This window comes from Jeotgalibacillus proteolyticus (assembly GCF_002926065.1).
Taxonomy (GTDB): domain Bacteria; phylum Bacillota; class Bacilli; order Bacillales; family Jeotgalibacillaceae; genus Jeotgalibacillus; species Jeotgalibacillus proteolyticus.
Genome location: NZ_PREZ01000004.1, coordinates 580528 through 593671 on the forward strand (window position 1 = coordinate 580528; position 13144 = coordinate 593671).

General features: G+C 39.7%; 11 protein-coding genes. 3 read left to right on the plus strand and 8 right to left on the minus strand.

Annotation, left to right across the window (positions count from 1 at the left end; genetic code table 11):
- Positions 1–2: 2 nt before the first annotated feature.
- The 6 genes from C4B60_RS13050 to C4B60_RS13075 all read right to left on the minus strand — a co-directional run bounded on the left by C4B60_RS13050 (position 3) and on the right by C4B60_RS13075 (position 7958).
- A complete protein-coding gene (locus C4B60_RS13050; protein WP_104058440.1) occupies positions 3–950 on the minus strand; it encodes a sugar kinase in 948 nt (315 codons plus the stop codon).
- Positions 951–963: 13 nt separating this feature from the next.
- Positions 964–1716 carry an IclR family transcriptional regulator gene (locus tag C4B60_RS13055; RefSeq protein ID WP_104058441.1) on the minus strand — a complete coding sequence of 251 codons (753 nt, stop codon included), beginning with the start codon at positions 1714–1716 and terminating at the stop codon, positions 964–966.
- Between the two features lie 353 nt (positions 1717–2069).
- Entirely contained in the window at positions 2070–4862 is a 2793-nt protein-coding gene (locus C4B60_RS13060; RefSeq protein WP_104058442.1) for a glycoside hydrolase family 2 protein, read from the minus strand.
- 23 nt (positions 4863–4885) lie between these two features.
- Positions 4886–5719, minus strand: coding sequence for a carbohydrate ABC transporter permease (locus C4B60_RS13065; RefSeq protein WP_104058443.1), 834 nt, complete (start codon positions 5717–5719; stop codon positions 4886–4888).
- 28 nt (positions 5720–5747) lie between these two features.
- Positions 5748–6623, minus strand: coding sequence for a carbohydrate ABC transporter permease (locus C4B60_RS13070; protein WP_245153971.1), 876 nt, complete (start codon positions 6621–6623; stop codon positions 5748–5750).
- A 60-nt stretch (positions 6624–6683) separates the two neighbouring features.
- On the minus strand, positions 6684–7958 hold the full coding sequence (locus C4B60_RS13075) for an ABC transporter substrate-binding protein (protein WP_167578660.1): 1275 nt from the start codon (positions 7956–7958) through the stop codon (positions 6684–6686).
- A gap of 276 nt (positions 7959–8234) precedes the next feature.
- Between C4B60_RS13075 and C4B60_RS13080 the strand changes: the two genes are divergently transcribed.
- Positions 8235–9152, plus strand: a complete 918-nt coding sequence (locus C4B60_RS13080) for an ArsR/SmtB family transcription factor (protein ID WP_135122121.1) — start codon at positions 8235–8237, stop codon at positions 9150–9152.
- 184 nt (positions 9153–9336) lie between these two features.
- Here C4B60_RS13080 and C4B60_RS13090 read toward each other — a convergent pair whose 3' ends face one another.
- Both C4B60_RS13090 and C4B60_RS13095 read right to left on the minus strand, forming a co-directional pair.
- The gene (locus C4B60_RS13090; RefSeq protein WP_104058481.1) at positions 9337–10212 is read right to left on the minus strand and encodes an aldose epimerase family protein; all 876 of its coding nucleotides are present in this window, start codon (positions 10210–10212) and stop codon (positions 9337–9339) included.
- Between the two features lie 32 nt (positions 10213–10244).
- On the minus strand, positions 10245–10619 hold the full coding sequence (locus tag C4B60_RS13095; RefSeq protein WP_245153972.1) for a glycosyltransferase: 375 nt from the start codon (positions 10617–10619) through the stop codon (positions 10245–10247).
- Positions 10620–10791: 172 nt separating this feature from the next.
- Between C4B60_RS13095 and istA the strand changes: the two genes are divergently transcribed.
- Together istA and istB are read left to right on the plus strand one after the other, a co-directional pair.
- Positions 10792–12336: an IS21 family transposase gene (gene istA / locus C4B60_RS13100; protein WP_104056617.1), complete on the plus strand. Its 1545-nt coding sequence runs from the start codon at positions 10792–10794 to the stop codon at positions 12334–12336.
- Positions 12336–13100 (plus strand): IS21-like element IS643 family helper ATPase IstB, encoded by a 765-nt coding sequence (istB, locus tag C4B60_RS13105; RefSeq protein WP_104055485.1) that lies wholly within the window; start codon positions 12336–12338, stop codon positions 13098–13100. Before istA ends, istB begins: the two co-directional genes overlap by 1 nt.
- Positions 13101–13144 lie beyond the last annotated feature (44 nt).

Genomic DNA, 13144 nt, shown 5'->3' on the forward strand with positions numbered 1-13144 from the left:
TCCTATCTTCTAATATCTTCATTGCTATCTGTCATAAAGTCCTCAAGGAGCTTGCGATCCGGTAAGCCTTCTATATCACCGACTGTAGTGGTTACGATAGCACCAATTGCGCACCCTCTCAGTACCGCCTGTTCATAAGACAATTGATCTAAAAGACCTGAAATAAATCCAGCAGCAAAACCATCTCCAGCTCCGACCGGATCGATGGAATTCACCTTAAATCCAGAGACGTATGTTTCTTCCTTGCGGGAAGAATAATAAGCACCTCGATCTCCCATCTTAACAATGGTTGCGTCCGCTCCATTTTCGTTAAACAGACGGGCTATCTCTTTTTCATCCTGAACGCCAAAGAGAAATTCTCCTTCTGAAATTCCAGGCAACACAATGTCCGACTTAGCAGCAAGCTGTAGTAACACCTCCCGTGCCTTTTCCTCGTTCCAAAGCTTTTTACGGAGATTAGGATCAAAAATCACTTTAACCGAATGTTTTTTTGCATATGTAATGGCCTGCAGAATAGCTTCATGGCAAGAGCTGCTTAAAGCGGGAGTAATCCCCGTGATATAAAGATACTTAGCCTGGGCAATGTACTCCTCATTGATATCTTTTGCTTTCAGCTTACTGGCAGCTGAATGTTGACGATAATAGTAAACCCTTACATTTTGTTCGTTAATGATTTCTTTTAGCATTAAACCGGTGGGAGATGAATCATCTTTTTTTACCCAGCTGACATCGATGCCCTCTCCTCTCACAAAGGAGAGAACGGAAGCACCAAGCTCATCGTCACCCACTCGGCTGATCCATCCTGTACGATGACCAAGCCTTGAAAGTCCGGCCATCGTATTTGTTTCTGCACCTGCAAATGCTGACTGATAGTGGCGTGCATACCTCATCAGTCCAGTGCTTTGCTGCGTAAAAGAAACCATGGTTTCTCCCAACGTCACAACATCCATCATGAAACCTCCCTTATGTTTTGATATAACCTAGCGTTTGCGAAATCTCTTCAGACACAGATAACAACTTCTGAACGATTGTATCTTTATTCGGCAGCATCCTGAACTTTGGACCCGCAATACTAATGGCCGCTGCAACTTCCTGATTGGCATTGAAGACAGGAGCGGCGATGCAGTACAATCCTTCTTCATTTTCTTCATCGTCCACTGCATACCCCTGGTTAGAATAAATCGTAAGCTGCTCAATAAGAACTGCCTTTGATGTAATGGTGTTTTCTGTAATTTTGTTTAGTTTTAGTTCGTCAAGGAGGCTGTCCCTATTTTCTTCAGGCATGAAAGCAAGAAAAGCTTTTCCTAGACCAGTGCAATAGAGCGGCTTTCTGGAACCTATTTTTGCGCCTGTCCGGATGGAGCGGTTATATTCCAGCTTGGATACATACACTAATTCATCCTCCGATAAAACAGCCATAAATACGGTTTCCTGCACATCTTCCATCAACTTACGCAAGTGCACTTCTCCCTCTGACTGAACATCAAGTCCTTCCATCGCATTCGAGCCAATATGAATTAATTTAGGACCAAGTTTATATTTCTTCGTACCAGATTGAATCAAATAATTTCTAGTACAAAGTGTTTGCACCAGATTGAATGTGCTACTTTGTGGAAAAGAAAGGGAATCACTAATTTCTTTCACTGTTAATCCCTCTGAATGCTCACTTAGCAGTTCCAGTATTTCCATGACACGAACGGCTGACTTTACTGACATCATGCACCTCATTTATTCACATATGTGATTTCGTTTTCTATATGTGATTCATTTAATTGAGTTTAGCAACATAACTTATAAACGTCAACCACTTTTTTCCTTTACAATTTAAGAATTCACTTAAAAAACTACTAGCTTGATAGGATTCAAGTGAACAATTAGACGGACAGTAATGCAACCATTCCGATCTACTATGTAACTAACTGTCATATGAAAAACTTGTAAGTGGAAAGTAGTTTAAAATAAAAACCCCTGCAGAGATTTCAATCTCCACAGGGCGCGGCTATTCAGTTGAACAATCGTTCATTCCCGAATGATGACACACACTAATCCATAAAAATTCATCCAGTTCTTCAATCTTTATTTTTTATGTTTGTAATCATCGTATTCAACAGTTGAGTTGCAATTGGATGCTTTCCATAGTGATGCTTGAGTTTCCAGGTGACGAGCAGTATGGAGCCTTGTCCTTTTTGATGGTGGATGACTGAACCTCCATTTTGTCCCATCCACCCTTGAAAATAACCAGAAATAACAGTGCCTTCATCGGCCAGTCTTGGATTTCCGAACATATTAACGGTTCTCTTCGTTCCTTCTTTCTTGTAGTCAGCAAATGGGACAATAAAGTCTGGATAAAGCGCTTCTGCTTCCATGCCCATTTCAGGTTGAAGCGGCACTCCTTTAAACCAGTTCGTATCCACGTAATTCATTGAGGAAGCACGAGCCCAGCTTTCCCCAAGGGATAATTCCCTGAATGTATACTGCCCTTTTTCACTAATCCTGTCACCTTCTTCAGCTAAAAATACAGCATGACCGCCGTTTCGAACATGTGATATAACATTTGGAGTAAGATTTTCTGTTATTACAACTGTTTGCGGTTTAATTTCGTTACTAACTGGCACTCCTGCCTCTTTCATCATCAACTTCAAGCTTTTTAATTCATCGGTTAAAAACACAGGTTGTTCAGGAATTGATATCCCCGTTATGCTCGTAAACGTTAGTTCTTCTTCATTCCTTGCTACTACCTGATCTTTTGCTTCAAAAGTAACCATTAATTTAACCATTTGAGACTTTTTAAGAGAAGGAACAGTAAAATGAATCGCTCGAGGCAGCTCGATCAATCTTTCGCTGCCAATTGTTACATCAAGTTCCCCTTCAAGCTCTCCCATTACAAGGTGATTTTCGTCAACGACTTCCCATTTTACTCTTCCTTTATCAAAAAGATTTTCGTCATCAGCAATAATAAGGTCAATGGAGACTAGATCATCTGTCCAGCAGTTTCTGGCAGATAGATTCGCCATCACACAAACCGGCCCATTGAAATCAATTAATCTTTCGAAGCCTTCTTTTGGATTTCGCATAAAATCAAGCCAGCCATTAGTCTCCCATTCAATATCAGTTAATTCAGTGACAATATATCCCCCAAGCTGAGGTCTTTTTCGCATTTCTTCTATTAGAGACTTTACACCTCGAACCATCCTTCTCTGAGAAATAAGTGCCGTATTTTCAATACTTCCAAGTGCCTGTTTAATGCCAAATTTAGAAAAATTATTTAATGCCGTTATTGGTTTCTTATAATCGTCCTGGTGGGTGCCGTCGCCTTGGTTAACAAACCACCAGGGTTCAATGCCTTGATAGTATTCCTTCATCTTATTTATATCTGGCAGTCCCCACATCCCAAATTCCGAGACGAGGATAGGTTCGTTCTGCGAGTAATAGCCGTCCACAAAATTATCACTCGGGTTCTTGAGTATGTATCCATCTAAATCCTCCTGCCATTCCTTTACCTGCTCGGGGAGGGCAAAATAGCGGTGGTGATCATTTATATCCGTAGTAAGATGAGACCAGCCGCTGTTGTCGCAAAATAATCGTGTTTCATCCCACTTTTTTGCTTGTGCGAAAAGCTGCAGAACATGCTGCTGTTTTTCTTTATCCTGATCTAGATCCCACTCCAGCCCCCACTCCTCATTGTATATAGACCACATAATGATCGAAGGATGGTTATAATCTCGTATAAGCATTTCCTTAAAAAGCTGCACAAATCGTTCCTGAGCAGATTTTGTCCATTTTACGTAATTCGGCGGCTCAGCCCAGATCAGCATACCCAGCCGGTCAGCCCAGTATAGATACTGTGGTATCTCTGCTTTAATATGCTTCCTAAGCATGTTAAACCCCATCGCTTTCGCCTGTTGAATTTCCTTAATGATAAATTCTTCAGAGGGTGCTCTGTAAATTGTATCAGGATAAAACGCTTGATCCAGTGCCCCTCGAATGTAAACTGCTTCATTATTAACAAGGACTCGTCCGTTTTTATGACCCACACTTCGAAAGCCAAAGGTTGTGTCATAAGAGTCTCTAAGGTCATCTTCCTCCAGTACGAATTCAATTTCATATAAATAGGGATGAGTGGGTGACCATTGCTTCATTCCGGTTACTGGCAGTTCCAATGAATAGGCAGTTTTCCCCTCCTCTGTAAAAAGGGGATGGTTATCCTCTTGTATCAATAACAGTCCGGTATAGTGTTCATCCGATTTCCATTCCTGTTCTCCAATTGAATGAGATTTAATAGTAAAACGGACTTTCGTATTATCTTTTACTTCTCCTTTTATAAAGGCCGTCACTTCAATCTTTTGCTGTTCTATATTGGGAACCACAATTGCATTGGATATGTAGGTTGCTGACCTGGATTCAATTTTAACAGATTGCCAGATCCCGCTTACACGCGTGTACCAGCTGCCCTGCTTTCCAATAGGAATCTCTGCATTGGCTTCATAGTCATAGACACGAATCGCAAGGTTATTATCTTCTTTCAACAAACCTGCAGGCAACAAAAATTCAAATGGTGTAAAACCGCCTTCATGCTCTCCTATAAAATGTCCGTTCCACCATACCTCGCAAGAATAATCAATCGCGCCGAAACATAGATATAGGGATTGATTTGCCCGCTGGTTAGTTAAGCTGACCTTTTTTTGATACCAGGCTGCCCCGTTATAAGAAATGCACTCTTCCCCTTCAGTTTGCCAGATATGAGGAACAGTAACCTTTTTCGCATTTGGCAGTTGTTTGTTGGACCAGTTTTCTCTTTCCCCCTTATTAAAAGGATCAAGGGCAAACTTCCAGCTTCCGTTTAAATCATAAGTCTGTCGCATAGCTGCTCATTCCTTTACTTTTTTTACTTTATTCCTGTCATGGTGATTCCTTTAATAATGTGTTTTTGGAAGAAGATAAATACAAGGATTGCGGGCAAACTTGCCAGAACATTTGCCGCCATTGGTATCATCAGCTCTGCAGTATAAGCACTTTGGAACGTCGGGATGGCTACAGGGAGTGTCATCATTTTTTCTTCATTAATCGCTAAGAATGGCCAAAGAAAATTATTCCAAGAGGTGATAAACGTAAAGATACCCAACGCAGCCATTGATGAACGGGAAAGCGGAAGGAAGATGCTCCAAAATATTCGTAACATACCCGCCCCGTCAATTCTTGCAGCCTCTACAAGCTCGTTAGGAATACCATCATAAAATTGCTTTAAAATAAAGACTCCAAGCGGTGCTGCAAGTCCAGGCAAAATAAGAGAACTATAGCTATTTATTAATCCCATATCAATCATGATCTGAAAAAGAGGTATGATTTTTGCTTCTACCGGAACCATCAGCCCTGCAATGATCACCCAAAAGATAAAGGTCTTGCCAAAAAACTGCATTCTGGACAGGGCAAAAGCAGCAAGTGAAGTTAAAATAATCGTTACAATGGTTGTTACTGCTGCCACATAAAAGCTATTCCATGTCCAGTTCCATATCGAAGCATTCGTTAAAACATAGTTATAATTATCGAGTGTATAAGGGGGACTTAGTAAATCTCTTATCACTGTAACCGCCGAACCACCAGGCTTCAGCGCAGTGATACACATCCATAGCACTGGTATCAGCCATATAAAAACCATTGTATAACCTAATAGGTAAAGAACTTTCCTGCTGATCGGCATTTTCTTTTTTCGAGACCGCATAGAATAAATCTCCTTTCATTTATAATTGTTAGTCTTTGCCTTGGAAAAACTTAAATTGAATAAACGCAAAAGTAATGGTGATCGCAAACAGTACATAAGACATCGAGGAAGCAACACCCATTTGCTGTTCAATAAATCCTTTTTCATATATGTACTGAACCAATGCTCTTGTTTCCGTCCCTGGCCCTCCACCTGTCATCAAATACGGCTGACCAAACAGCTTAAATGAATTGATTGTCTGCAATACCACCGTAAGCAGCATGACTCCTTTTAATGAGGGAAGTGTGATAAACATGAATTTTTTCCAAGAGCTTGCTCCATCCATTTCTGCTGCTTCATAGAATTCTTCAGGTATTTCCTGTAAACCAGCAAGAAATAATACCATATTAAAACCTACCGTCCACCAGACCGTAGCAAGTAAAATGGAAACCCACGCCAGCTTTGCATCACTTAGCCAAAAAATCTCTTCCGTAAAGCCAATCGTGTGCAAAAAAGAATTTAACAGTCCTGTGTAAGGTTGAAGTATGAATACCCAAACACTTGCGATAACGGAAATAGAAAGGATAAACGGCAGGAAGAAAGCAGAGCGTAAAAACGTCGTGCCTTTTAAACCGGCATTTACCAGAAGTGCAATTGCAAGACCCACAAAAATAAGTGCAGGCGTTGAAATCACAACAAATAATAAGGTATTCCATAAAGCTTCCCAAAAATATGAATCCCTGAACATAGAACTGTAATTAGCGAAACCGACGAAGGTCGATTCCATGCCAAGCGACCAGTCATGCAAACTGATGATGAACCCCTTTGCAATTGGATACACCATAAATAAGCCATAGACGAGTAAAAAAGGCGCTAGAAATAAATACGCTTTTACATTTGTAAGCAAACGCGATTGGTCATTCACAATTTTCCCTCCCTTTAAAAGAAAGGCTCCCGATTGAAAATAACATCGAGAACCTTTTTTCTATTTAAGCAAATTATTTACTTCTTCTTCCGCATTGGATAATGTATCCTCAGGACTGACATCCCCAGTCATGTACTGATTAAAATGCTTCTTTAAAACGTCATTGATCGCAGTAAGCTTCGGTGTATTTGGCATGTAGGATACGTCTTCCCCAATTTCAGCGTAGTCACTTCGATAAGGCAGTTCCTGAAATTCTTCTGATTCGATCACAGAAGGCTTGCTTGGTACATGTCCTGCCTGAGCCCACGAAGACGAATGATCCGCAATCCAGTTAGCGAAAACAATGCTAGCTTCCTTCTTCTCATCTGATTGTTCATTCTGTCTAGGAACAACAAACAGGTGGGAATCTCCCCACATGGCCTGCTCATCAAATACCTGAGGAATCGGAATTGCTGAGAATTCCAGCCCTTCATTATTTTCAAGTGCTCCTGTCATCCACACACCATTAATATGTATCGCAGCTTTTTGAGCCGTGAATAACTCTCCGCCATTCGCGATGTTTTTTGGCCATAAATCATCTTCAACCATCTTGCCTAAAAACGAAAGTGCTTCCAACCCTTGTTCATTATTAAAGGCCGCCTGACTTCCTTCTTCATTTAAAAGCTCTCCGCCAAGCTGGCTGTAAAACGTCCACCACATCCGAAGAGGTGAATCACCTGTAGAGGTTGCTGACAAAGGGAACGTACCGGATGGTGAGTTTTCTTTAATTTTCTCCAAGAATTGAATAAAGCCCTCTTCCCCATCTTCAATCACGGGCTGGCCGCTCTCATCTAGCAAGTCTGCTTCTGCTAAAATTTTATTGTTTGCATACATAATAAGTGCATGCGTGTCCAGAGGAACTGCATAGTGTTCATCCTTTATGATGGTAGCATCGACGATATTTTCACTGAATGTATCCCACTCTACACCTGCAGAATCAGCTGCATCTTCTATGCTGACAATTAAATTGGCCGACTCAAGCTCAGATAGCTTTGAAGTATGGGCGATGGCAACATCAGGTGCCTGGTCAGAAGTGACAGATGTCCTCATTTTCGTATAGTACTCTTCAGCTTTTAAATTAAGCAATTCAACTTCAATCTCAGCATTTTCACTATTAAACTCAGAAACTAGTTCTTTCATAAAATCTCCATCTCCACCGCTTAACGGCGTCCAGAACGTTAGATTGGTTTTTCCATTGTCCTCTTCTCCTCCACCACTGTCACTGTCTCCCCCGCAGGCAACAAGAAAAGTAGATAAAAGAAAAACCGCCAGTGTGAATGCGCTTACTTTTTTCATAAAATGTTTCTCCCCCTTTGCTTTTTTTCGTGCTGTCATTATTATTACATGATATTTAACTTTATTACAAGTATTTTTGTTATAATAATTTTTAATAAATGCAATTAGTAGAAAAAGCAACTTAATTTTATTCACTAAGTAGAGGCATCTATATGAATTACAATGAAGAGTATTGGTGAACATCTTGAGAAATCAAGGGTTAATTAGTATGATAAGCATAGATTCTTATAAAAATGATTATTATAACAATAAAAGTCGTGATAAAAGGAGATTCTCTTGAGAACATTACAATTAACCCTAGAAGAAGCCGTTTCAATATGCAAAACCCTCGGCAATGATCACCGAATGAACATTCTCCGGATCTTAAGTGAGGGGCCTATGAATGTAAATGAACTATCTGATAAAATTGGCATTCCCTTTTCAACAGCTGCAGTCAATGTAAAAAGACTTGAAGAGTCAGAATTGATCTCAACTGAGATAGTACCCGGAAGAGGCTCTCAAAAAGTAAATTCCAAGCGCTATGACCGAATTATTATTAACCTGGCAGAAAAAGAAGTTCCCGAAGAAAATACGATTAAATTTGAAATGCCTATCGGTGAGTTTGTGAACTCTGAAATCGAGCCTACATGTGGACTTCTTAGTGATACAGGCATTATCCACAGTCAGGATGAAGCCAGATCCTTCTTTGAACCTGAAAGAAAAGAAGCTCAATTACTCTGGTTTAAATCCGGCTCAGTCGAATACCACTTCCCTAATAGAATTCCATATGGATCTGGCGTAGAGGATATAAATTTTTCCGTTGAACTTTGTTCAGAAGCACCCTACTTCAAATTGGACTGGCCATCAGACATTACTTGCTGGATCAATGGCTTGGAAGTAGGAACATGGACGTCCCCTGGTGACTTCGGAGGTGAACGCGGATTTCTAACCCCTTCCTGGTGGGGTACAAACAACACCCAATACGGTCTCCTCAAAAACTGGAACATCAATCACACTGGAAGCTATATCGACGGCGTTAAAATCTCCGACCTGACAATTGATGAACTAAAACTTTTAGAAAAACCCTATATTTCATTTAAATTAGGAGTTAAAAAAAATGCGGACAATGTGGGTGGAATGAATCTTTTTGGATCAAGATTTGGGAATTATGAGCAGGATATTTTGATGACGATCCGGCATTCGAAGAATAAGTAACTTATTAAATTGGAGATCATTCTGTGGTCGTGGGGAGTGCGATTACTCGGCCTCAGCTTATTGCTAGGAAGTTTGCAGAGGTTATAAAGGCTTAGGAATTTGAGTTGAACATAAAAATAAGAGCGGTATGTACCTCAAACGTAGAGATACATACCGCTCATTTTTATTACAAGCAACATTAACATTATGTATTTTTATTATATTTCTCCACTTCAAAAGAAACCCTTGCCTCCAAGGCTTCTCCTGGATCAATCATCGTTAATTCTTCCTTGCGTTCCAACTCTCCTGTCTTCGCCATCCATGGTTCCAGACATATAAAGTCTTTTTCTTGATCTGTCCATAAAATAGTATATTTGAAAGAAGGGTCTGTAGTTAGAGTGATTTTTTTACTCTCGTCAATTTCCAATGAAATCTGTTTACTTTTAGCGTCAAGCAACACTACTGCTTCTTTTAATACTGTTCTATCTACAACACCATGAAAGTCTTTTAATTTTTCATCATTGTAATCATAGATCTTTGTTGCATCTGTATCCAATACTAGTTTCTTAGATTGGGTTTTGAAGTAGGGATGGAAACCTGAATAAATCGGCATGGCAGCCGGAGACTCATTTCGATAGGTTTGATCGATAATTAGTTGATTGTTTTTTAATGTATAAGTAAAAATGACCTTGAAATCAAAAGGATAATATTCCAAAGTTTCATGATTACTTTGAAAGCTGATCGTGATAGATGCCAGTGTTGATTTAATATCGGTGCTTATGACATTCCACTCTGGTTGTCTAGCTAAACCATGATTTGGCATGTGGTAGGTACGCCCATTCCAGTTATATTCTTTATTTGTTAACTGACCAGAAATGGGAAAAAGAATAGGGATCCTTCCCCTAATATACCTATCATATAATGTCTCCTTATTTAAATAGAGATGTTCTTCTCCCTCTGTTCCAAATTCTGTAATTATCCCACCCCGTTCCGGACAGACAGTTAACCAACTCGTCAAATTAGAACTTACCAATTTGTAAAAAGTTAATTCATTTTCTTTATATTTTTGAATCTTATACATAATTTTCACCTTTTATCCTCTTTACCATCGCATTAAAAAACTATTTTTAGAATTCTCTCTACTATCATATAAACAGCATTCTCTCTAGAAATCCCAGTTTCCTGCTCGGCCAGCTGCCTGAATAAGTCCTCATTAATCACCATTGTTTTTAACTCTTCCAAACCCGTTAATTTAACATGATTAATTTCTTTAAGATAATTAACGGTGTTATAATCTTCATTCATATACATTCTATCCACTAATAAAAGAGGCTTTTGAAAAATAACTGCCTCACTAACTGTGCCCCAACCTGCTTTTGTAATGACGAGATCAGACGCAGCTATGTAATTCTGTGATTCAGTATAATTGGAAGGAATTTTCACTACATTGGGCAACTGAATATCCATATTGCTGGAAACGATAAACACACAGTCAGGACTGCTCCATAAGTTTAATGATTGGACGGGGTGTAAACGCTAGAATAAAGTTGACAGTTTTTGCTCGATAGGATTTTACACTTTTGCTCAATCAACCTACTACTTTAGTAAAATAGAGCGTGACGTTATTTTACTGGAGGTTAGGATTTTGGAGGAGAAGTTAGTGTTATACATAAAGATTCATGAATTACATAAGAGAAAGTTTAAAATAGCACAAATCGCTAAGGAGCTGAAGATTTCAAGACCGACTGTCTATAAGTATTTAGGCATGACATTTGAGGAAGCAAAAACATACACGGAGCAGCCTTTGGGGAAGAAGAAAAAACTAGATCTTTATAAAGACTGGATACTAGCCTGGCTGGAAGAGTATCCTCACTTGAGTAGTGCCCAAATTTATGATTGGCTTTTGGAGAGATATCCCGACCTCCTGGTCGGTGAAAGTACGATGAGAGCGTATGTGAAAGATATTCGAGAAGTCTATCAGATTGAGAAAGAGGTTACTGTCCGTCAATACGAAGCTGTTCCAGAACAACCGATGGGTAAACAACTTCAGGTCGACTGGGGGATCACAAGACAGAAAACGACTGACAACAAAGAAATCAAACTGTACTTTATTGCCTTTGTATTGGCCCACTCCAGACAAAAATATACGGAATGGCAGACCCATCCTTTCACCACAAGAGATGCGATTCGCTGCCATGAAAATGCATTTCAGTTCTATGGAGGACGAACAGAAGAAATCGTCTATGACCAGGATAACTTGATCGCAGTGAGTGAAAATGCGGGACAGCTGCTTTTAACAACTGAGTTTCAAAGCTATGTAAATGAACGAAAATTTAACGTTTATCTGTGCAGAAGAGCTGACCCAGAATCTAAAGGTATGATTGAAAATGTAGTGAAATACGTAAAAGGCAATTTCTCAGACAGTCGTGTGTTTAGCGACATAGAAGACTGGAATGAACGAGCAAGACAATGGCTCGTACGTACTGGAAACCATAAGGTTCACCAGACAACGAAAAAAAGACCAGCAGAAGTGTTTCTCCTCGAAAAGCAACACTTACAGCCAGTCTCTTCATTACTTTCATATGAAAGTACCAATAACCAAAGTATAACAAGAAGTGTAAGCAAGGACAATACGATCCGATACAAATCAAACCGTTATTCCGTCCCATTAGGGACTTATCAAACAATGAGTGAAAATCTTGTGTGGATTGAAGTGAAGGACGAAGATTATCAGACCCTTGTCATTCGCAGAGAAGCAAAAGGTGATGTCATTGCCGAGCATATGATTAGCTTAGAAAAAGGAAAACTTATTCAAAACCGTCATCATACCCGTGATCGCTCCAAAGGGGTTGAAGAGTTTAAGCAACACCTCATCTCTTACTTTGAAGATCAGATTCAGGCAACTACTTATTTAGATGAGATTAGTCAAAGATACCCAAGGTATCGTCGAGATCAATTTGTGATTATCAATAAGATCATTCAACGATATCCAGCGTTAATTGATACTGTTTTGACCAAGTGCCTGACAGAGAAATTATACAATGCGAATGATTTTCGTGATATTGCCCATCACCTTGATACATTGCGAGACGGACCAAATGAAGAGGTACAATCCTTGCATACCATTCTACCAAAACATTCTCATATCAAAGCCTCTACCCGTTCTCTAAATGCCTATACCAGCATTTTAGGAGGTAGAAGCTGATGAATAAGACTGTACATGAACTACAAGATCTATTCCGTCAGTTACGTTTATCAGAGACTGCGGAGGAGCTGCCACAGCTTCTTCGCGAAGCTGAAAAAGCATCATGGACCTACTTGGAATTTTTAGAGTCTATCACTCGATATGAATTAGCCAAACGTGAAGCGAAAAGCCTTGAAAAGAGAATGAAATGGGCACGCTTCCCTTTCGTGAAGTCGTTAGATGAGTTTGAGTTGAAAGGACAAAACGTTCTGACGGCTCGTCAGCTTTCTCAACTTCGAGAATTAAGCTGGCTAGAGCAACAGTACAATTTAATTCTTCTAGGTCCCCCCGGCATTGGAAAAACATACATCGCAATTGGGCTTGGACTTGAAGCTGTATACAGAGGGTTCAATGTTTATTTCGCTACAATGGGTGAACTTGTGCAGCTACTAAAATCAGAAGAATATTTGAATAAATCTAAAGTTCAACTCAAAAGAATGAGAAATGCCGATCTTGTGATCATCGATGATTTAATGTATATGGCCATGGATCAGAGAGAAGCAAACTTGTTCTTTCATTTGATTAATCATTTATACGAACGAAGTTCGATCATCCTGACTTCAAATAAAAGTCCAGATGAATGGGGTAATTTAATTGGTGATCAAGGGATTACAACAGCTATTTTAGATCGCTTACTTCATCGTGTGGAAGTCATCCATGGTGGTGAAAACGAGGAGAGTCATCGTATGAAAAACCGGAAAAGCATTTTTTCAGCAAAAGTGTAAAAAGGAAACGAGCAAAAAGTGTAAAATTCGACTTGACGTCTACA